The sequence below is a fragment of the Vibrio sp. R78045 genome, assembly GCF_042466085.1.
Classification (GTDB): domain Bacteria; phylum Pseudomonadota; class Gammaproteobacteria; order Enterobacterales; family Vibrionaceae; genus Vibrio; species Vibrio cyclitrophicus.
The window spans coordinates 660,730-681,766 of the sequence record NZ_JAXHBS010000013.1 but is presented as its reverse complement, the minus strand read 5'-3'; the positions used below and the strand labels follow the sequence as shown (position 1 = coordinate 681,766).

The window sequence follows — 21,037 nt, the reverse complement described above, 5'->3', positions numbered from 1 at the left end:
CCAGTGGAAATCTTGATGCGAGCTATCTATCCGGTTTTAGATTATTGTTTTTAACAAAATGATCACAATTAAAGTTGGATTTGCTAATATAAAGGTCTGACCAGTTGTTTTATCACAAGGAGTGGGTTTGCAGCTGCATACCATTAAAGGCTATATCCAAGACATGTATCTCGTAGAGTACCCTGACAGGTTGCTCTTGCTTGATGGTGCGTGTCGAGCCGACATCCCGCATTTGAAGGATTTCATCGAAACTGAGCTTGTGCGTGATTTTGCTGATCTACATACGGTTGTGGTTACGCACATGCATCCAGACCACGCAGGAGCAGCGCACAAGCTCAGAAAGCTTACCAATTGTCATTTAGTTGCAGCAAACCGAGACAAGGATTGGTATTACGGCATTGATGGCATTTTGATGCATCTGACCGATCTGGCATTGGCACGATGGATGGCGAACCGATTGGGCAAGCCAAAAGCAAATTTGTGGTATTCAAGAAAGTTAAAGCCCGACTTCAAGTTGTCGGATGGTGATAGCATTCCGGGGTTTGATGACTGGTTAGTTCTAGAAACACCGGGTCACACTGACAGAGATCTTTCCGTCTATTGCCCATCACACAGTATTGCCTATGTGGCGGACTTAATGGTTGAGGTCAAAAAGAAGCTGATTCCGCCTTTCCCAATTTTTCATCCCAATAAGTATCGAGCGTCGGTGTCTCGTATCTATGACATGCAGGTCGACACCTTGCTGGTGGCGCATGGGGGACAAGTGAATTTGAGTGAGCAAGCATTTGAACATTTGTTGCTGAGTGCGCCAAGAAGGCCCGTGACACATTGGCGAGTGACTAAAATTAAACTCAAAGGTTTGGTTAAATCTGTTTGGCGATTTGGGTTTAACAATAAAAAAAATCGCCACAAATAATAAAGGCCAGTCTCAAAGACTGGCCTTTATTAGTGTGTGTTGTTGACTCACTATTTGAGCTGTGGAGCAGTTCAATTAGTGAGAAATTAGAAACTCACCTGCTGGGTCAACAATCACTTTGTCACTCATGCCTTGACGACCAAGCAGCATCATATAAGTCATATCCTGACGGTTGCTTAGCGTGATATCGATAGGCCATTCTTGACCACCGATTTTTAGCATGGTTTCAATCACACAACGGTGTTCAACTTCGCCGTTAGATGATTTGATTCTTTTACTTGTTTTCAGCTTCGCCTTGCAGCGCACTGTTTCTTCTAAGTGGTAAACGTCTGGGTGAAGATCGAACTCAACGAAGTTTTCACCGTCTGTTTTTACACATAGTAGATTGTCTACGTGCAGAGAAGAGGTTTGAGCCCCTGTATCAACACGCGTATGTAGTCCAGTTATCCCTAACTCTGGTAAGCAAAGTGCTTCTGTATTCCCTATGATCATTTTATTGTTCATGTTTTTTCCAATCATGAGTAAACGGCGTTTAATCAGCCTTTGCCACGAGTACGGTTAGCGTTTGGTTTTGCATTTTTCTCGATGAATCCGAAAATCATATCTGCTACATCTTTGCCTGTCGCTTTCTCGATACCTTCTAAGCCTGGAGAAGAGTTCACTTCCATTACAACAGGGCCATTCTTAGATTGTAGAATATCGACACCACATAGGTTTAACCCCATGATTTTAGCTGCATTGATCGCTGTTGCGCGCTCTTCTTTGGTTAGTTTAACCAGTTGAGCTGTACCGCCACGGTGCAGGTTAGAGCGGAATTCACCCTCACCAGCTTGGCGCTTCATTGCTGCAATAACCTTGTTACCCACAACAAAACAACGGATGTCTGCGCCATTAGCTTCTTCAATGAACTCTTGAACCAATATGTTCGCTTTTAGGCCCATGAATGCTTCGATAACGCTTTCAGCTGCTTTGTTTGTTTCTGCTAGAACCACACCGATACCTTGAGTACCTTCAAGAAGCTTGATAACCAGTGGCGCGCCACCTACGTTTTTGATCAAGTCTTGAATCTTGTCTGGGCGGCTAGCGAAACCTGTTTTTGGTAAGCCAATACCTTTGCGAGACAACAATTGTAGTGAGCGCAGTTTGTCGCGAGAACGACTGATTGCTACTGACTCATTGATACAAAAAGTGCCCATCATTTCGAATTGGCGAACAACCGCAGTGCCATAAAAGGTAATGGAAGCGCCAATACGTGGAATAACAGCATCGTATTGAGGTAGCTCTTCACCCATGTAGCGAATCTTCGGATTGTTACTCGCGATATCTATATCACAGTGCAGCGTGTCGATAACATCGACCTGGTGACCACGTGCTTCTCCAGCCGCTTTTAAGCGAGAAGTAGAGTATAGATTTTCGTTGCGAGAAAGAATTGCGATACGCATGGCGTTTCCTTAGTTAATACCTGATTGGTAACTGCAAATAAATGAGTTGTTAGCTGAGCTTTCAGTTTTTCTGAGGCTCTTTGCTTGCTTCGGGGCGAACCTTAAGGCTTTTCGTTTAACTAAGAAAACGAATTAAATTTGTCGAGTCGACAACGGAAATTTATCGAATGTGTGAGCGATTGGTACAACTAGGTTGAGAGGGAGTTTGGAATGGAAAAGCGAGTTGAGACCTAACTCATATTGGGGGTAGGAGCCTATTAGGTTGTACTCAACTCGCGTTAACTCGGTGCTTAAAAGTGTACTAATAACGCCAGTTACATAGCTCTATAAGTGTTCGTAGTGCTTCTCTTTCGAGCTTGCTACAAGTGCTTTTTAGCTTATTAAGATAGTATTTTCTCATGATGATTACTTCTCTTGTATTAGGCTTTGGTAGGAACTCGTCGTTCCTTGTTGACCCATTAATTATGGTCACTTAATAGGAAGTAATAAACAGATGGATTTTTACTAAGTTGTTCCTGTTTTTGTCTTTTATCGCTACTTTTGAGCTGATGTGTTTTATAATGAGCTTAATCAGGAAGGGTTGTTTCTAAAAAGGTTCATTATTTGTCTGATCTAAACATGATGCGTTACTACACAAGGCTAGATTCGTTTGAGCCTAACCTCTCACACTCGGTTACCTTAACTGAGGTCGCAGACAAGCTGTTCACCAGCTTGCGCCATGCTCGCACCTTGTTAGGTAAGATGCATCAGGCTGAGTGGGTGGTGTGGGAACCAAAAGTCGGTAGGAATCAACGTTCTAATCTGACCTTGCGCTTTAGCAATCAAGAATTAAATCAACATGTTGCCAGTAAATTGATAGAGCAGGGCAAGTACGAAAAAGCACTCTCAATTCTAGACAATGACCGCGCTGTATTTGGCTCTCTCCTCCAAGAAACCTCTGGCGCGACAATGCGTGAAGGGCTGCTGCACGTGCAATTAACCTATAAACGTAAGTTTGAAGACCTATTCCCGCATCATATTCACCGCAGTAGTGAGCGATTTTTGATCAGGCAAGTGTTCAGTTGTTTAGTGACTTGTAATGGCAAAGGGGAGTTGAAGCCTGAGTTGGCGCATCACTGGCAATATGATTCTGAAAAGCTCGTTTGGACTTTCTATCTGCGCCCAGGGCTTACTTTCCATGACGGACAGCCTGTGGATGCTAAGCAATTAGTTTCGATGTTTTCTGCGTTGCAAACCTTACCTTTCTATCAGACAGAACTTGCCCATGTCGCTTCAGTTTACAGTGAGCAGCCGTTAAGAATAAGCTTCCAACTGACCAAGGCCGATACTGGTTTTGCTGGCTTGCTTGCTGGCGTTAAGTATTCAATTCAACCTGCTGCGCAAGTGACCCGTGAGCCATCGCCATTCAATTCGGTATCTCATGCTGTTATTGGAACAGGGCCCTTCAAAGTGGTTGAGACCAATAATGAACGTATCAAACTCGCGGCATTTGAACATTATTATGGCTGTCGTTCTTTAACGGATGAGGTCACCATTTGGCAATTTGAAGAATCAATGTCGGGCAGTGCTCGTTTTGATGACAGCCAAATGCACGTATCGCCTTATGAAGATTCTTCTTGCTTTCATCAGTTAGGGAAAAGCGATGCGGAACTTGTTTCTGCAGACACAGACGGCCTTCGTAGCCGAGTCGAGGATGGGTGCTTATTTATCCTGTTCAATCAAAACTCTGGGGCAACTCCGCTTAATAATGAGCAGCGTAAATACCTTTCAGAACTGACCAACCCACAAGCGATCTTGTCTCAGTTGGAACATAACAAAGGTCTGTTTAGTGTCTCTTTGGCTCAAAATATACTGCCAAGTTGGCAGAAATTGTATCGAACGCCTTCGAAAGAGGCACAACTGCCGAAAAAGATGAGTATTGCGGTTTACGACTATTATGCGTTGTATCGATGTGCCCTCTGCGTTTCAGACATATTGAAGCGATATGGCGTGGAAGTTGAGGTGAACACCTACAGCTTTCGCGAACTGGCGCTGCTCTCTCAGAGTGGCGATTTAAAAGAAGACTTGGTGCTGTGTAACTTGAATCTCGATGATAATGCTCCGTCTTCGCTGTTTTCGTGGATGATGAATGATCCTGTTTTGCACTCTGCTTTAGGAGAGATGAACAGCGACTGGCTCAAGCAGCGTTTAGACCATCACAAAGCGTCGGTTGAACTGCCGAATTACTTGGCAGAGTTGGAGCCCGTTGCATCGACGCTGATCTCGGATTATTGGTTAGTGCCTATGTTCCATCACCTACAAACCGTGCGTTTCCAAGGTATTCTGAAGAATGTAGCCATCACGAACTGGGGTTGGCCAGATTTCAAGAATGTATGGTCTGCGGATTAATATTTCTAACTAAATAGATTCACTATTCTTTTCTAGCCGATCTCGGCAGGTCAACATATAGCCAAAATATAAGTTACACTAACCGGTTTACTTTTTAGTTTTACTATGTAAACTAATCAGTGTAGTTTTGCGTTGGGATAGACCCAATGATTAAAGAGATATCAATGAAAAAATATCTATTACCGATTTTAGGAGTACTTGCCGTGGTCGCTATCGTAAGCACAGGTTCACAATCAAACGACAATCTAGATAAGCTTCCGAAGAAGTTTGTTAACAGTGAGTTGGAATACAAATCGGGTATGTCTGATATTTTTTCAATCTTGAAAGCTTACGTGACTGTGGAAAGAAATGAGCCGGTGCCACGAGCTGCATTGCCTCTGATACCGATGACAGCTGAGCAATTGATCGAAGAACAAGACGACGTTGCTTACCGCTTAGGTCACTCCAGTGTGATGATGAAACTGGATGGGAAGCTAGTGATGACTGACCCTGTATTCAGTGATCGTGCATCACCCGTGCAATGGATGGGGCCAAAACGTTTTCATCCGACACCGATCACACTGCAAGAATTACCTGATATTGATGTGGTAATCATCAGCCATGATCACTACGACCATTTAGATAAAGGTGCGGTTAAAGTATTAGCCGACAAAGTAGGGACATTCTTGGTCCCACTTAGAGTCGGAGCGCTACTTGAAAAGTGGGGCGTGAATAAAGAAAAGATCATTGAGTTGAACTGGTGGGAGTCAGCAACCGTTGCTGATATCGAGTTCACTTTGACGCCGACACAACATTTTTCTGGGCGTGGCTTACTTGATCGTGACCAAACATTGTGGGGGAGTTGGGTCATTAACGCTTCAGATAAGAAAGTCTTCTTTAGTGGTGACTCTGGTTACTTCAATGGCTTTAAAGAGATTGGTGAGCGTTTCGGACCGTTTGATTTAACCATGGTTGAAACGGGCGCGTATAATTCACTTTGGGCGGATATTCATATGTTCCCAGAGCAAAGCGTTCAAGCGCACATTGACCTTCAGGGTAAGGTGATGATGCCAATCCACAACAGCACGTTTGACCTTTCTATGCACGATTGGCAAGACCCAATGGAGCAAGCACTGACGATAAGCAAAGAGCGAGACGTGCAAATGGTGAGCCCTGTGATGGGTGAGCGCCTAGTGATCACAGAGCCAGTGCCCGTTCAAGCGTGGTGGAAACTAGCATCGAATTAGAGCTGTTACCTAATTAGAACTGGCATCTAATTAAAACGGTCATCTAAGTTAGAGGTAGCCATACCGCTAATCTATATCAAATCAGCTCATACAAAAAACGCCACCGATCGTACGATTCGGTGGCGTTTTTTTCATCTTTCTAAAGATCGGCTTTGTTTCAAAGAGCCGATCTATTTCTAATCACTCATTCTCTAGATCAGTTTTCTAGATTGTGAGCCATCTTGCTCGCGATCTTTCGAAACTGTTCTAATTCATCGTCGGCCATGCCTTTGGTCATTCTCTGCAGCATTTCACGATCAATATTCGCGACCTTATTCATGATCTCTTGACCCTTATCGGTCAGAACCAATAACTGGCTGCGCTTGTCTTCGGGATTAGGCGATTTCTTCACAAGTTCCTGACTGATCAACGCGTTAACGAGCCTAGTGACTTGCGCCTTATCGCGGTTTAGGAAGTGTGCAATATCAATAGAAGTACATGGAGACTTCTTGGTAATGATCTTCATTACACGAATATTCATTGGCGCGATGTCAGAGTCCAAACTCTCAATCTGTTCACTCATTTGACGTTTCAAAGAGTGTACCAAACGAAAGATGGATTCTAGCGATGTGTTATCAGACATAAACGATCCTTAGAAATATAGTTGACAATATCAACCACTTTATTTATGGTTGACATTATCAACTTAATTGTTCGTAAATTCAAGACAGGAATATAGATATGACGATTCAAGCAACATTAACGCCAACTCTTCCTGAGCAAAAAGCCACGCCTGTATTGCACAAAGCTTTGGTAATGATGAGTTTAATGCTGACGATTGGCGGCAGTTTAACAGCGGTTATGACTTACATGAATGTCGGGTTTGGAGAGGAATTCATCAGCAATTGGCTATCATCGTTAGCGCTTGCTGTCGTGATTATGATGCCAATCGGCATGGTGATGATGACTTTGGTGACTAAAGTCACTGCTAAGGCGTTGCCCAATTACGGCGAGAAAGCTCGCAACCTAATCGTGGGATTGATTATGGCTTTTATCATGGAGTCCATCATGGCATTTGTAACAGCGGCAAATAATATTGGATTTTCGGATCCATCGGCGTTTACCAGTGGATGGTTTAATGGATTTATTGCTGCGCTTCCTATTGGCCTTACGATCATGGTCGTGATGTCGATGACGGTTAAACCTAAGCTCGAACGATTCATGAAGAGCTAGCCAAAATACTTTTTAAGCATTGTAGGAGATCCACATGACAGCATTCACAGGCAAACACAATAACTACCGTATCACTATCGAAGAAGTGAACATCAAAGAAGATCGTGAACTGCAAACCATGCAGTTTGAAATTGAAGACAGAGAAAACATGTTCGCGATTGTTGAGAAGATCAAACAAGACAGCGGCTTAGACGAGCAATCAGCAACGCGACTAGGGGTGAGCATTCGATTACTCGGCCCAATGATGATGCAAGATAGAAAGCACCCTCTGTTTGTTGATATCATGCCTCATTTCAGAAACTTCATGCAGAATCTGAAGAAGACGTTGAAAGGGCAGTAAAGCCTAATCATCAGTAATACATCGAAAAGCCAGTAACCAACTTACTGGCTTTTATGGTATTTAAATCAAAATGATTTCAGTTGTTTGCGTCTAGAATATGCGAAAATTGATGGCTTAATTTTCGGCGTTGCTTCGTTGTTGAATTGTCTATTCAAGCTTCAATAAATCCGATATTATACTGGTCATAAAATTAAAGGTGGTATTATATGACAAATGTATTTAAGCAAGCAGCTGAAGAATTGCTAAGTCGCCGCGTTGCGGGAACTAAAGCACCAAGATTAGACGAACAGTACCGTCCGAACAACTTGGAAGATGCCCTGAAGATCCAATCATCAATGATCGATCTCAAGAGCGACAAGGTCGGTGGTTGGAAGTGTTTACTTCCTCTGGCTGAAGACAAGTTTGTTGTTGCACCTATCTTTTCGGGTAGCGTTCAACAAGGCGAAGTTTGCGAACTGTTTGCAGACAACGACGTAGTGCGCGTTGAGCCTGAAATTGCATTTACGCTTGCTAAGAGCCTGCCTGCAAGCCAAGAAGGTTACAGCGAAGAGCAAATCAATGAAGCGATTGGTTCTTGCCATATGGCTCTTGAGTTAATGCAATCTCGCTTTGCTGATGACAGCGGTGCCGAGTTCTATGAAAGACTTGCTGACGGCCTAGTAAACCAAGGCTTGTTCATAGGCCCTGAGATTGATCGCGAAAAAGCGTTCACTTCTGCTGAGATCAGTATTGAAGTAACTCAAGGCGAGCAAGTTCAAGCATTCGACGGTAAGCATCCGAATACACTGCCACCAAGCCCTATCTACTGGCTGATTAACTACATGACTCGTCGTGGTGTTGATTTCCAAGCGGGTGAAGCAATCATCACGGGTTCTTACTGCGGTATCGTGGAGATGGGCTTCGATAAGCCAACGACCTTCCACTACGAAGGCATTGGTGAATACCAAGTGACGTTCCAACAAAAAAACTAAGTAAGAAAAAAGCTAAATGAGCAACAGCACTAAGCAGGCAAAAGCTAGCTTCTGTGTAAAAGCTATTTGTTCTCGAAAAGCTTTCTGTTCTCAAAAGGCTATTTACTGGTGAGTAAATAGCCTTTTCTATTATGTGATGTTCAATAGTGTACCTATCACTTTGCATTAAATTGGGCGTTTAGACGTCTAGACGTTGACAAGTTCTAAGTGTGACATTAGTCTCTCTTCTCCCTGTTCTATTGCGTTGTCGTTCCATGTCTAATTCGAAAAATTCTAATGCTGTAATTGCACCTTCTGCAGTTGCACTTATCCCTCTGATTGTTTTCCTTTCGCTGTTTATTGGCGTAGGTACGTACTTGTCGTTGCAAGGCGTCGACTTTGCGTTCTATCAGCTTCCAGCTCCGATTGCGGCTTTGCCTGCGGTGATGTTGGCGCTGTTACTAAGCAAAGATAAATTGAACCGTGCTATCGAGCAATTCCTGAGTGGAGTCGGTCACAAAGACATTATTGCAATGTGTATGATCTACCTGTTGGCGGGTGCTTTTGCGGCTGTGGCTAAAGCGTCTGGTGGCGTTGACGCGACCGTAAATCTAGGGTTATCGGCGATTCCAACAAGCATGATCCTACCGGGTATCTTCCTAATTTCAGCTTTCATCGCGACAGCAATGGGCACCTCAATGGGCACTATCGCTGCGGTTGCCCCTGTGGCACTAGGCATTGCAGATTCAGCAGGCATGAGCATTCCACTGACGGCTGGTGTTGTTTTAAGTGGCGCGATGTTTGGTGACAACCTTTCTATCATCTCTGATACCACGATTGCCGCGACACGCTCGCAAGGCTGTGAGATGAGAGACAAGTTTAAAGAGAACATCCGCATTGCACTGCCTGCTGCTCTTATCGCGATTGTTATCTTTGCTTTCAACAGCACGGCAACTCAAGTGCCTGAAACGGGCCCAATCGAGTGGCTGAAAGTCCTTCCGTACATCACTATTTTGATTCTTGCTGTATCGGGTATGAATGTATTCGTTGTGCTGACGATTGGTATCTTGCTGGCGGGTGGCGTGAGCCTAGGTTCTGTTGAGAACTACGGTATGACGGATTACGCTCAAGATATCTACGCAGGCTTCGGCAACATGCAGGAGATCTTCTTACTGTCGATGCTGATTGGTGGTTTGAGTGAGCTAATGCGTCGCCAAGGTGGATTGGCGTTTCTGACTAACTTAGTGAGCGGTTTGATTCGTGCGTTTGGTTCTTCACACTCTAAGCAAGCCAATGGCCGTGCGAGTGAGCTCGGTATTGCTGGCTTGGTATCAATGGTGAACCTATGTACGGCAAACAATACGGTAGCGATTATTGTATCTGGCAGCGTGGCTCGCCAATTAGCTGAAGAAAATAACGTGTCTCCACGTCGCTCTGCCAGCTTATTGGATATCTTCTCTTGTGTGATTCAAGGCGTACTGCCTTATGGTGCGCAGGTGTTGCTATTAGGTTCAGTATTTAACTTGTCTCCCTTGGATATTGTGGCTAACTCTTACTACTGTTTTGCTCTTGCGATCGTGGCTGTGGTAGCTGTGTTTATCAAGCATCCAGCGCGCCAAGTAGCTAACGCTTAGTACCAACTTATCAAGCTTAGTCATCATTGATTTCGATAGAAGGCTCCGCAAGGAGCCTTTTTTGTGCCTGTTCCGAATGGGCAGACAATTAAGGCTTGATTTGAGGTTAAAGAAAACCGCCTGTGAATGAAGGCGGTTTTGAATTTAGTTAAAGCAGGTTCTCAAGTTCATTCGCGGATGCGACATTGGCATAGCCAAAGCTAAGAGCAGCCATAAATGCAGCGTGGACATGCGCTGCTGGCACGGTAATACCGTTGAATTCCATATCTAACGTTGTGCAAGCGTCGTGCGCTACATGGCACTCATAGCCTAAATCGGTAGCTGCGCGAGTTACAGCATCAATACACATGTGGCTCATTGCGCCGACAATGATCAGTTTTTCAATTCCTTTTGCCTTCAGTACTTCGTTCAGCTCTGTTTCTCTAAAGCTGTTGATCTGATGTTTTACAATCACAGGTTCACCTTCTTGAGGTGCGACACTGTTGTGGATTTGAGCACCGTTTGAGCCCGGTAGGAAGAAGGGCGCCTCATTGGTTGGGAACTCATGACGAACATGAACAATAGGAAGCTGTTTCTTTCTAAATACAGTGAGTAGTTGAGAGCCTTTTTGGGCTGCTTTTTCTGTCTCAGACAGCGCCCATTTCGCTCCCTCGTATGAAGGGAAGTAGTCATTTTGAATGTCGATAAGTAGTAGTGCAGTGTTCGTCATAGTCCATACCTTTGTATTTAGTGTATTGCGGTGTAGGAATATTATGAATACTCTGTATTTTTTATCGCACGTCAAAAATGACAGACTATATGGCAATAGTGACAAAATCAGTGATGGTCGAAATCATCGACTATCCAGGTTCTCTTCAGAGTGCAGTGTTCGGGGTGAAAGAGTTTCTTCAGATGGCAAATTCTCTTGAACCTTCGGCTGAGAAGACTCAATTCAACGTTCAGATCCAAGCGCATGACAGTGTTAGCGTATCGAACGCCGATATCATCATACTCCCACCGAATTTAGATGGTTGTTACTATCTAGAGCCGAGTGACGCCTTGCTTGAGTACCTGATTGAGTCTCACCTAAGGGGGGCGATCCTTTGCTCAGCTTGTGCAGGCGTGTTCATTTTGGCAAAAACAGGTTTGTTAGAAGGGCGAACCGTGACCACGCACTGGCAAGCGCAGCAGAAGTTTACGGAGCTTTACCCACATATCGCAGTCGATATCGACAAAATCTTGATTGATGATGCGGATGTGATGACCGCTGGTGGTTTGATGTCGTGGATGGATCTCGCTTTGTTTATCCTGACCAAATACACGACACCGACCAACACTCGTAATCTAGGTAAATATTTGGTGCTTGATACGGGGGTGAGAGAGCAACGTTACTATCAGAGCTTTGTGCCGAACTATGCTCACGGCAATGAAAAAATTGTGTCGGTGCAGCGTTTTATTCAAATGAACCATCACCTTTCGTTGTCTCTTGATCAATTGGCTGAAGAAGCGTTTATGACTCGAAGAACCTTTATTCGTCAATTTACCAAGGCGACCAGTTTTACGCCGATTAACTATATCCAACACGTACGTATTCAAAGTGCATGCGAGTTATTGGAAAGCTCTCATAAACCGGTTGAGCAGATCAGCTACCTAGTTGGTTATGAGGACGTAAATAGCTTCCGTAAGGTCTTTATGAAAATCATTGGCTTAACACCATCAAGATTTCGTTCTAGATTTCTCTCTGAGGAATGATTTTAATTAGTTACCATTCCTCAGGCTTATCGAATCATACTGTCAGTGACTATCTTGGAAGGACTTAATTCAGATTATTAGTCACATACTCTTTGTTTCTGACCATCAGCCACATCAGGCCGCCTAGCGTACCGACGGATAATTGAATAAAGCCTAGATTTTCAATCAGTGACTCTGGGCGTATTGAAACCAACACCATGCCAAGTGAGCCACAAATCATGCTGAAGAACTGAATCAGGGCAACGGCAGAACCCGTGTCATGATCTTGTTGATTCAACATCAAGTTGGTACCCGGTACTCGCATAATGATAGCCATCAGCGTCGCTGGTGCTGCGATAAACATAAAGAACCAAGGTGATAAACCACCGACTGTCAGCGTAAAGATTCCGGCAATCGCCAGTAGAGCAAAACATGCTGAAATCACTTTTTGAACCGACACACGGTAGGACAACTTCATATAAAGCGTTGGCCCAAATGAGGCGCACAATGCGTTGAATGCGAAAGCGTAACTAAACTGTTGTTCGGTCAATCCAAAGTGATCGATGTAGATATAAGAACCCGCCGCAAGAAAGCCCATCAACGCCATCGGTATGATAGAGAAAATGACCAGCAGCTTGACGAACGAGCGGTTTTTCATGACCACGGTCAGTCTTCCCCATGACCGGAAAATAGAGCCTTGGTATTTGCTTTCAAGCGTCTCTCGGTAGCAAAGCGCCAACACTGACGCGAACGCACCAAAAACGGCTAGGGTAACGAACATCATTCGCCAAGATGCGATTTTCAGTAAGAAGGCACCAAATACAGGCGCGACCATTGGCGCGATGATCACTAGAGACATGATCGTCGCCATGATCTTTTCGCGTTCTCGTCCGTCATAGAGGTCTTTCACGATGGCGGTTGCGATAACTGTGATGGCACTGCCCGCAAAGGCTTGGAATATACGAGCCCCAATCAACTGCTCGATGTTGTTGGTCATGGCACATAATATGCTCGCGACCATATAGCCCGCTAATCCAATCAATAGGATCGGCTTACGGCCAAATTTTTCGCTGAGCGGCCCCCAGAATAAAAGACCGATGGCGTAAGTAACGAAGTAGCTGCTCAGGGTTAGGTTGACCATGGATCGATCAGTATTAAACACCTCGACCATCTGCGGAAGCGCAGGTAAGTAAAGGTCGATAGTCAATGGAGGGAAAGCACTTATTATGACGAGAAAAAATAGCATACCGGTCTTTCCCAGTACTGGTTGTGGTCTCTTCAAGGTGGCTCTCCGTTGTCCAAGGTAGGTTTCTAATTGATGTGATATTGATATACAGAAGGCTAAGGCACGTCAGACAAGAAGGATAGAGTCGTTCAAGAATATGGTGAAAGTATCGATGAACTTATTTCTATGAGTTCGAATCTACGAAGTCGGTCTGCGAACTGAATTGTATTACAAAACATTATTACTTTTATAGCTAACGAGTTCAATCAGTTAGTAGCAGGGTGGCTTGTGATCGCCAACGACACATTGTAATGATTATCGACTTGGCTTGTTATCTTTCCTTTGGGCGTTTTTCGACTAAACCGTTACGCTCTAAACCACGTCGAACGCTGCTGCAAAGCTTACCAAAGCGGCGCAGTTCCTCGAAGTTGGGGCCTTGGCCAATGGAAATACTGTGCTCCCAATACATTAACTCACTGTCGACCATCTCTAGTAGTTTCTTAGAGCAACCCGAGCAGTTTCCTTTTGGCCCACAGATAAACGTCTCCGATTCGTAAAGTGGGAGTTCGTTTTTAACTTCTTCAATTAAGCTTAGCATTGCCAAATTTAGATTAGGCTTTTTGGTTGCTAGTGGTTTCAAGCTTGGTGCTTGCGCAGTTATCAAAGAAGAAGTTTGTGTGTTGTGGTGCAAATTCAAAGCAGCTGATGACATATCAAAGGCCTCAAGGAGAGAAGAAGGTGGGCATGCTACTCTTCACAACAAAGTGAACCTTGATGTAGTGCAATAAGCGTGGAGATATACCCAAAAGAGGTAGGAGCCACAAGCGGTGTGACTCATGTTTTAAAGCTCGGTACTAATGAGAGGTTTAAAACTCAGCGTCGAACTGGAACTCCATCCACTCTTTGGTGACTGGGTGGTGTAGCGCAAGTCTTTCTGCGTGTAGGTGCAGTCGGTCAGCTTTATTGCCATATAGGCCATCACCCACGATAGGCATGTTAAGCCCTTCTTGGTGTGAACAGTGAACACGTAATTGGTGTGTGCGGCCAGTTTTCGGGTGCAGATAAACCATAGTGGTGTCTTGGTTTCGCTCAATCACTTCCCACTTAGTTTCAGCTGGCTTGCCGTGTTCGAAGCATACAATCTGACGAGGACGGTCATACAAGTCACCACGCAATGGCAGTCGAATATAGCCTTCATCTTGGCCTAGCACACCTTCAATCATTGCGACATATCGCTTCTCAACTTCACGAGTAATGAACTGCTTCTGTAAGCTTTTGTTCGCACGTCGTGTTAAAGCAAATATCAGAATGCCAGAGGTCGCCATGTCCAAGCGGTGGATAACAAATGGCCCTTCAACATCGGGATGCATTTCTTGAACGCGTGTGTAGGCGGAATCTTTAATGTTTTTACCCGGTACGGACAGAAAACCTGCTGGTTTGTGTACTACAACGATGTGTTCATCTTGGAACAGGATATCGAGGTCTTTTCCTTCTGCTGGGTTATCTAGCAATGGGTTGGGGTCGACTTCCAGACCTTTCATCATGTGGCCTAAAATCGGTACACATTTGCTTTGGCAAGAGGCGTAGTATTTCTTGTGTTTGCGAATTTCAGATTTCGGTGAACGGCCCCACCAAAACTCAGCCAGTGCCAGCGGTGTATATCCGTTCAAATACGCATATTGCAGAAGTTTTGGCGCCGCGCATTCACCAGAACCGGCTGGTGGAATCTTGTTTGGTGTATTTTCAAAGATCTGGTTAAGGTCTTCGACATTGCCTTCCGCATTTTGGAAAGCGTATTGTGAAAACAACTTGTGTTGGAGCTGATGAGAGATGCTTGCTCTTTGCTCTTTGAGTTCCGCTATTTGAGTCGTAAATACGTCAACTTTATCTTGAAGCTCATTCAGAGTTTGTTCCCAGTTGAGTTTAAGGTACTTCTGCTGATTCTTGTCGGCAACACTGGCTTTGTTTAGTTCGTCATTTAGCTCTTCGAAAGCTTGCTCATCAAGGTTTTCTTTGCCTTTTTCACGTTGTTCTTTACGTATTTTTCGGCCTTCTATAATCAATAGACGCTGGGCTTCAATCTCTTGCTCTGCCTTTGCTTTCTGTTGTGCTAATTGTTCACACAGTTCAACGTAATCAGCGTTTGCTTGCAGCGCTTTAAATTTCGCATTAACAGCCATCATGTCGGCCGTGTCTTGATGGAAAAAACTGTCGCTGCTGAGCATGTCGAAGACTGGCGGTACAAAGTGAGGTAATAAGTTTTGATCAGCGATTTTACCAGAGAAAGCAGAGAAGTAACCCAATTCACCTTCTGGACTTCTTACTAACAACACACCAAACATTTTGCCGCGACCAGCGTCAGAATCCAGTCCGAAGTCATGCTGCCAGTCGGTTTGAGTTTCTAGATATTGTTGAAGCTGATGAGAAGCGATTTCACACAGTGCGTGTGGTTCATAATAGAACGGGAAGGTGAAACGCTCAGGCAACGAATATGACTCGATCGGCTGTTGAAAGCGAGTGAAGCAATGCTCAGGTGTGTGGCTGTTTTCTGAGTCGTGCGTTGGTTTGGATGAGTGCATATTGTCGTCTTACTACTTATATCTTGGTGATAAATGGTTGTGAGTCTACTGTGTATGTTTAAAGGCTTTAAACACAGTACAAGGCGGCGATTCTACTCTTTATCGAAAAGCGCCTCAAATAAGAAATGGTTCTATTACTGGATAGCTAAGCGAGATGGTTAACATTGAACCCATGAGCTATGGCTTGAACTTCATTAATTGATGAGTAACTTCTCGTTTTTAATCATAGAAAACAATTTAACAAACGAAGGGTGGTAGCCTTGCCGCCTTCTTGTTCAACCTAAGGTAACGTTATGATTCCACTCAATACTTCGATTGTATCTGGTGTCGCTATTTCAGAGATCGACGGACAAATGAAAATGCTACTTATGAAGCGTGTGAAGGGCGAGTTTTGGTGCCATGTCGCAGGCTCGATTGAAGCAGGTGAAACAGGCTGGCAGGCTATCGTGCGCGAGTTTGAAGAAGAGACCCAAATTAAAGTGGAAGCCTTGTATAACGCGCAGTTTCTGGAGCAGTTTTACGAGGCTCACGTTAATGTGATTCAGCTCATCCCTGTGTTTGCGGTGCTATGCCCACCCAACCAAGCGATTGAACTGAATGACGAGCATACGGAGTACCGTTGGTGCAATTTAGAAGAGGCAAAAGCGTTAGCGCCATTCCCCAACCAACATGCTGTCTACGATCATATCTGGTCGTATTTTGTCGATAAGCCAGTCAACCCGCTTTACCGAGTGAAATTGAACTAATACTGGTTGTTTAAGATCTAGGACCTACCAAGGTAAGGGGATAAAAAGGCGCTCACTTGTGTTTGGCATAACCCCACATCCACCTTCACGCCGTGCGATTCAAGGATCGCAACACCACGACCATTATTACGAGGGTCTGGGTCTAGCATCGCCACCACTACGTGTTTCACACCGGCTTTAACTAATGTATTGGCGCAAGCGGGAGTTCTGCCGACAAATGAACATGGCTCTAAAGTTACGTAAGCGGTAACGCCTTCCATTGCTCCGTCCGTTTCGCTGTCATAGCCATTCAGTGCTTCAACCTCGGCGTGGTTTCCACCGACTTTTTGCGTATATCCAACAGACACCACTTTATCGTTCCTAACCAAAACACAGCCTACAGGCGGGTTTGGTTGGCAATCAGGTAAGGCTTGGCGCGAAGCTTCGAGTGCTTGCTGCATGTATTGTTGGTTCATGGTCGTTACTCAGTATGACGAGAGAGCGTAGCAGCTAGTCGCCACGCGCGGTTGATGATTTGGTTAGTTACTAACTTACTCAGCTAGCAAGCTAACAAGTGGGGCATGTTCGATCTGATTCGGTTTTTAGTCAATGGTTTTAGCGTTTGAATTCGAAAGTTAGTTCACTGTGACTAGTCGTTAACTTCGACCAATGAGTTAACCAGTTTTTAGATTGTACTCTTTGATCAAAGATATCTCGGTTACGCTTTGGGTTAGGTGTGATTTGCAAATCAAACAAACTCTCTAAACCAAAAGACGAAATACACTCGATGTCTCCAGTTAGGCTCTGTTTTAAGGCGACTGCGGTCTCTTTCTCTGGCCAGTAACTCATCGCATCTAATGAGCTTTGGTAAGGTTCATCCCCATTTCTGGTGTGCATGCAGGCTTGATTGCGAACTTGCCAATTCAGTTCAGGTAACCGTTGCTTAAGCAGAGCCTCGTATCGAAGATCCGATTCGTATGAGGTATCAATGGTATCAAAGTAGATCACATCAATATCATTGAGTGGAGTCGGGGAGGCATGACCATGTAGGTGATCCCAAACGAGGTTTCTCACAAAGCCCGCAGCAACATAGCACTGCGGTAAACCCAGCTGAGCGACACAGTCTAAAATCTGCATTCGTAAGGGATCTTGTTTGATCAACGTGACGATACTGTTGGCTAGCGGGTCAATCATTATGATGTCGGAACATCGGTGATTTGGTAGTGACGTGTCACGTTCTTGGATATGTCACCCCATTGAGAAGCTTTTACTCGCTGTTGGTGCGCTTCAAATGCTTCTCGATTCGTAAACTCTTCATAAACTTCAAAGCGATTTGGTTGAAGGGTACTTTGACTAATTCGAAACACGATACAACCAGGTTCTGCCAACGTGAGTTCTTTGTGTACAACCAAGGCTTGGATGACTATTTCGAGATCGTTGTCTGGCACTAGAATATGCCCTTGTAGAATTGTTTTACTCATTATTACGTCCATTTAATTTTGTCAATTACGGCTTTTTTCTATCAAAAGCTCTATCCGTTGCAAACATAATCCCATTTTGAGTTTGTAACGTATAGGCTAATGTGAATAAAAACGTGTAACCCAAACTTACTGCAGGTTACGCTGTCACTTTAGGCGGTGACGGTAAGAAAATCTTGGGAACTAAATTCGTGTTAGTCCGGTCTACTTAATACGTATCATTGAACTGTATTGATACTGAAATTAATTTGTCATCTGCGAGAACTAACCTTAATTTCGAACAGCAGCTCATTAGATTAAATTGAGTCATGGTTGATATCTAGGTCATACTTTGATGTAAATGGTACTCAGAACTCTATATATTTTGTGATTTGTATCATTGAACTAGGCGTCAAACACCGTTAGATTCGAATAGTTGGTAATAAAAATAGCTCATGAAGAGCAGTTATAGAAAAGGAAATATCTCTTATGAAAAAAATGAGAAGAGCACAGCTTCATCGCGTTCGTATCCAATACTGGAAAGACACGTCAAAAGAAGCATCAAAGAAATAAGCTTTAAATCGTAAAGCTTTAAAAACTTAAAAACTGAAACAAATGTAAAACGCAACAAACTGATTTCATTAGCACTCTCAAGGACCTTCATCTGGTCGGCGACTAAAGAAATCATCCCCCAAAGAGCTGACAGGCATCAAAAATGCAATCCAATGTCAGCTCATTAATACCTCTATTCGTTTATCTTCCTCCGTAAAACCTGTTACCCCAAACTAAAACTTGTTTATCTCTTGGTTCTGTCTACCGGGTCGCATCCCTGTACTTGTTAAAGCTCTGATAATAAAAGCTCCCGATTTCTCAGAAGCTTTGGTTTGGATATCTTATGTGACTGCCTGATAAAAGTTCGCGCTTGGGATATGACGCTAGCTAGCGTTGGAATAGCGTCTTCAAGCTAACATCGTCGGTTCTATTCAATTTAAGGCTCAGAAGATAGCCACCTACACCAATCAGTACGTAAATACTTAAAGATAAAACAGGTGCTTCTGCAAGCACGCTGAATGGGTTACTTGCTATGAGCACATTCATTGGCAGTGATGCGATGAGAGATAGGAAGTCGTTGATGCCGTAGAAGCCAAATACAGCGACAGAGAGGAACTTAATCGCATAGCTTGAGATAAAAATGACAAGCAATGGAGAGTTTACCAGTTGTGAAATTGCCAGAGTTACTGTTGCCAATGGCAATAAAACCAGTGCAACTAACATCATTCGTCCAAAGAACACAATCCAGTTGCTCATCACATAAAACAGAGATTGCTGCTCAACCAATAGCGCCAGTTGTTGCTCACTTGAGACGTTCAATATCCAGAATAGAAAATCTGCGAACAGCACTAACAATGCACAGATAGCCGGAATAACCACTAAACCGAAGCCTAGCTTCACGCCGTGAGTCATTGCATTGGATACCGGCATACTTCTCCAAAACATTGAACTGCCTTCTTGGCGTTCCTTACGCAGTGTTTTAGGGATATATAGCGTCGACAGGATCAGTGAAATAAGGCCCGCGCCAAAGTAGATCACTGAATTGAGATCTTGTGCGAACTCTCTGTGGATGTCGCTCACGTCACCATTCACTTGCATTTCAAAGAAAAACTCATGTTGCGCTGCGCCATTAAAGAACAGACCAACGAACAGTAAGAAACCACATAACGCGACAAACAGAGGCAATCGAGTGTTAACTTTGTGCTCGATGAGTTCTTTTTCTAGCATGTAAAAACTTGGATGCATTACGCCTTCTCCATCTGTGTTGCAAGGAATAGATCTGCGAGACCAACGTTATAGGTGTTACCCAGTGACTCAACCTGCGCTTTGTATTGACCTTCCAATAACCACTTAGTAGTGCCTAGCCCTGATTGTGAGGTCAGTGGGTTGAATCTCTGAATCTCGCTTGAATAGTTGTTTGCGACTTCAATAATGAAATAATCGTTTTCAATGTCTTCCATGCTTTTCTGCAAAACACAGTGACCTTGTTTCAGAATCAACACATCAGTTAATAGGTGTTCGATCTCTGAAACCTCGTGGCTTGCAATGATCATGGCGCGTTCACCATCATAAAACCACTCTAATAAATGACGATAAAAAGTATCGCGGTACAGCAAATCTAAGCCCAGCGTTGGCTCATCTAAGATCAGCACTTGAGTGTCGGTCGCGATGATGACCGCAAGGTGAAGTTGTACCTTCATTCCCTTAGAAAGCTGCTTAATAGTAGAAGATAGATTTATGTTGGTGCTACTTAATACCTGCTCTGCTTTTTGCCTGTTGAAGCTAGGATGCACACCTTGGGTATATCTAAGAAGTTGTTTCACTGTCATCCATTCTGGCAACACGTTCACATCTGAAATATACGATAAGTGCTGCATGAGCGCTGCGTGCTGGTGGATAGGGTGGTAGCCATTCACCTCTATTTCGCCTTGATAGTTGTGACCACCAAGCAGTGATTTGATCAGAGTCGATTTACCCGCGCCATTGTGGCCCAGCAGACCAAGAACTTGACCTGGCTTTAGCTCAAAGCTGATGTTCTCGACACCCACTTGATTTGAATAGGTTTTGGTTACGTTTTTCACGGAAAGTAAAGTACTCATGACTTGTCCTTTATATGTTGTGCTAGCTGTTTCACGAGTTCTTCGACACTCATATCAATGATGCCTAGCGTCTCAGCGATGGCTGGGATCTGTGTGTTGATGAATGACTGGTGTGCAGACTCTTTCAATTTTTGAAGTGCCCCTTCGGCCACATACATGCCTTTGCCGCGTTTTTTCTCTACCAAGTCTTCATCCACCAGTAACTGATAGCTTTTCATGACAGTAAGGTGGTTGATCTTGAGATCGGCAGCAACCGCACGCACAGAGGGTAATGCTTGTTGCTCTAACCAAACACCTTGAAGAATTTGGTCACTGATCTTTGCGGCAAGTTGCCTAAAGATCGGTTGGTCGTCTTTCCATTCGGTCATAATTAAAACTGCATGGTGATATACATATGTATAACACTAAACTATTTATTAGAATTGGCAAGCTCTTTATTGGTATGAGAGGGAAACGAATAGAAGTGCTAACGGTAAAATACAGAACGCGGGAAAGATGTTGAAGTCGCGGTCATTTCGCTTCGGTTTATCTTTGGATGTTAATTTGGTAGCTGTTGGTGGTTCGATGAAAGGTTATGTAATA

General features: G+C 44.0%; 22 protein-coding genes. 9 read left to right on the top strand and 13 right to left on the bottom strand.

Going from position 1 to position 21,037, the window contains the following annotated elements; translation table 11 throughout:
• Positions 1 to 127: 127 nt before the first annotated feature.
• Positions 128 to 916, top strand: a complete 789-nt coding sequence (locus tag SJY39_RS13635) for an MBL fold metallo-hydrolase (RefSeq protein ID WP_016784160.1) — start codon at positions 128 to 130, stop codon at positions 914 to 916.
• A 75-nt stretch (positions 917 to 991) separates the two neighbouring features.
• Here SJY39_RS13635 and SJY39_RS13630 read toward each other — a convergent pair whose 3' ends face one another.
• On the bottom strand, positions 992 to 1,420 hold the full coding sequence (locus SJY39_RS13630; protein WP_004733090.1) for a RimK/LysX family protein: 429 nt from the start codon (positions 1,418 to 1,420) through the stop codon (positions 992 to 994).
• A gap of 32 nt (positions 1,421 to 1,452) precedes the next feature.
• Positions 1,453 to 2,358: a 30S ribosomal protein S6--L-glutamate ligase gene (rimK, locus tag SJY39_RS13625; RefSeq protein WP_010428457.1), complete on the bottom strand. Its 906-nt coding sequence runs from the start codon at positions 2,356 to 2,358 to the stop codon at positions 1,453 to 1,455.
• Between the two features lie 603 nt (positions 2,359 to 2,961).
• Between rimK and SJY39_RS13620 the strand changes: the two genes are divergently transcribed.
• Together SJY39_RS13620 and SJY39_RS13615 are read left to right on the top strand one after the other, a co-directional pair.
• Complete coding sequence (locus SJY39_RS13620) at positions 2,962 to 4,746, top strand: SgrR family transcriptional regulator (protein WP_016793573.1); 1,785 nt, start codon at positions 2,962 to 2,964, stop codon at positions 4,744 to 4,746.
• A 164-nt stretch (positions 4,747 to 4,910) separates the two neighbouring features.
• Positions 4,911 to 5,972, top strand: a complete 1,062-nt coding sequence (locus tag SJY39_RS13615; RefSeq protein WP_016793574.1) for an MBL fold metallo-hydrolase — start codon at positions 4,911 to 4,913, stop codon at positions 5,970 to 5,972.
• Between the two features lie 196 nt (positions 5,973 to 6,168).
• Here SJY39_RS13615 and SJY39_RS13610 read toward each other — a convergent pair whose 3' ends face one another.
• On the bottom strand, positions 6,169 to 6,594 hold the full coding sequence (locus SJY39_RS13610) for a MarR family winged helix-turn-helix transcriptional regulator (protein WP_016784163.1): 426 nt from the start codon (positions 6,592 to 6,594) through the stop codon (positions 6,169 to 6,171).
• A gap of 98 nt (positions 6,595 to 6,692) precedes the next feature.
• Between SJY39_RS13610 and SJY39_RS13605 the strand changes: the two genes are divergently transcribed.
• The 4 genes from SJY39_RS13605 (at position 6,693) to SJY39_RS13590 (ending at position 10,108) form a co-directional block, all read left to right on the top strand.
• Entirely contained in the window at positions 6,693 to 7,184 is a 492-nt protein-coding gene (locus SJY39_RS13605; protein ID WP_016788874.1) for a DUF2798 domain-containing protein, read from the top strand.
• A gap of 34 nt (positions 7,185 to 7,218) precedes the next feature.
• The gene (locus SJY39_RS13600; protein WP_016793575.1) at positions 7,219 to 7,524 is read left to right on the top strand and encodes a DUF3861 domain-containing protein; all 306 of its coding nucleotides are present in this window, start codon (positions 7,219 to 7,221) and stop codon (positions 7,522 to 7,524) included.
• A gap of 206 nt (positions 7,525 to 7,730) precedes the next feature.
• The gene (locus SJY39_RS13595) at positions 7,731 to 8,495 is read left to right on the top strand and encodes a hydratase (RefSeq protein ID WP_010428477.1); all 765 of its coding nucleotides are present in this window, start codon (positions 7,731 to 7,733) and stop codon (positions 8,493 to 8,495) included.
• 254 nt (positions 8,496 to 8,749) lie between these two features.
• Entirely contained in the window at positions 8,750 to 10,108 is a 1,359-nt protein-coding gene (locus tag SJY39_RS13590; protein WP_016793576.1) for a Na+/H+ antiporter NhaC family protein, read from the top strand.
• A gap of 148 nt (positions 10,109 to 10,256) precedes the next feature.
• On the opposite strand, the gene SJY39_RS13585 is transcribed toward SJY39_RS13590, so the two are convergent.
• Positions 10,257 to 10,817: a cysteine hydrolase family protein gene (locus SJY39_RS13585; protein ID WP_010428481.1), complete on the bottom strand. Its 561-nt coding sequence runs from the start codon at positions 10,815 to 10,817 to the stop codon at positions 10,257 to 10,259.
• Between the two features lie 89 nt (positions 10,818 to 10,906).
• On the opposite strand from SJY39_RS13585, the gene SJY39_RS13580 reads away from it, so the two are divergent.
• On the top strand, positions 10,907 to 11,839 hold the full coding sequence (locus SJY39_RS13580; protein ID WP_016793577.1) for a GlxA family transcriptional regulator: 933 nt from the start codon (positions 10,907 to 10,909) through the stop codon (positions 11,837 to 11,839).
• A gap of 64 nt (positions 11,840 to 11,903) precedes the next feature.
• On the opposite strand, the gene SJY39_RS13575 is transcribed toward SJY39_RS13580, so the two are convergent.
• From SJY39_RS13575 to SJY39_RS13565, 3 genes are all read right to left on the bottom strand, one after another.
• Positions 11,904 to 13,064: a multidrug effflux MFS transporter gene (locus SJY39_RS13575; RefSeq protein WP_016793578.1), complete on the bottom strand. Its 1,161-nt coding sequence runs from the start codon at positions 13,062 to 13,064 to the stop codon at positions 11,904 to 11,906.
• Positions 13,065 to 13,374: 310 nt separating this feature from the next.
• Positions 13,375 to 13,755, bottom strand: coding sequence for a hypothetical protein (locus tag SJY39_RS13570; protein ID WP_016769101.1), 381 nt, complete (start codon positions 13,753 to 13,755; stop codon positions 13,375 to 13,377).
• Between the two features lie 154 nt (positions 13,756 to 13,909).
• A complete protein-coding gene (locus SJY39_RS13565; RefSeq protein WP_016793579.1) occupies positions 13,910 to 15,622 on the bottom strand; it encodes an RluA family pseudouridine synthase in 1,713 nt (570 codons plus the stop codon).
• Positions 15,623 to 15,915: 293 nt separating this feature from the next.
• On the opposite strand from SJY39_RS13565, the gene SJY39_RS13560 reads away from it, so the two are divergent.
• Positions 15,916 to 16,368, top strand: a complete 453-nt coding sequence (locus SJY39_RS13560) for an NUDIX pyrophosphatase (RefSeq protein ID WP_016769103.1) — start codon at positions 15,916 to 15,918, stop codon at positions 16,366 to 16,368.
• A gap of 17 nt (positions 16,369 to 16,385) precedes the next feature.
• Here SJY39_RS13560 and SJY39_RS13555 read toward each other — a convergent pair whose 3' ends face one another.
• The 6 genes from SJY39_RS13555 to SJY39_RS13530 all read right to left on the bottom strand — a co-directional run bounded on the left by SJY39_RS13555 (position 16,386) and on the right by SJY39_RS13530 (position 20,823).
• Positions 16,386 to 16,823: a bifunctional diaminohydroxyphosphoribosylaminopyrimidine deaminase/5-amino-6-(5-phosphoribosylamino)uracil reductase RibD gene (locus tag SJY39_RS13555; protein WP_010428504.1), complete on the bottom strand. Its 438-nt coding sequence runs from the start codon at positions 16,821 to 16,823 to the stop codon at positions 16,386 to 16,388.
• A gap of 139 nt (positions 16,824 to 16,962) precedes the next feature.
• On the bottom strand, positions 16,963 to 17,541 hold the full coding sequence (locus SJY39_RS13550) for a nucleotidyltransferase family protein (protein ID WP_010428507.1): 579 nt from the start codon (positions 17,539 to 17,541) through the stop codon (positions 16,963 to 16,965).
• Positions 17,541 to 17,828 carry a putative quinol monooxygenase gene (locus tag SJY39_RS13545; protein ID WP_010428510.1) on the bottom strand — a complete coding sequence of 96 codons (288 nt, stop codon included), beginning with the start codon at positions 17,826 to 17,828 and terminating at the stop codon, positions 17,541 to 17,543. The genes SJY39_RS13550 and SJY39_RS13545 overlap by 1 nt, the downstream gene beginning before the upstream one ends.
• A 915-nt stretch (positions 17,829 to 18,743) precedes the next feature.
• Positions 18,744 to 19,601, bottom strand: coding sequence for a hypothetical protein (locus tag SJY39_RS13540; protein WP_010428513.1), 858 nt, complete (start codon positions 19,599 to 19,601; stop codon positions 18,744 to 18,746).
• Positions 19,601 to 20,455 (bottom strand): ABC transporter ATP-binding protein, encoded by an 855-nt coding sequence (locus SJY39_RS13535; protein ID WP_010428515.1) that lies wholly within the window; start codon positions 20,453 to 20,455, stop codon positions 19,601 to 19,603. The genes SJY39_RS13540 and SJY39_RS13535 overlap by 1 nt, the downstream gene beginning before the upstream one ends.
• Positions 20,452 to 20,823, bottom strand: a complete 372-nt coding sequence (locus SJY39_RS13530) for a GntR family transcriptional regulator (protein ID WP_016769105.1) — start codon at positions 20,821 to 20,823, stop codon at positions 20,452 to 20,454. The genes SJY39_RS13535 and SJY39_RS13530 overlap by 4 nt, the downstream gene beginning before the upstream one ends.
• Positions 20,824 to 21,037: the final 214 nt, after the last annotated feature.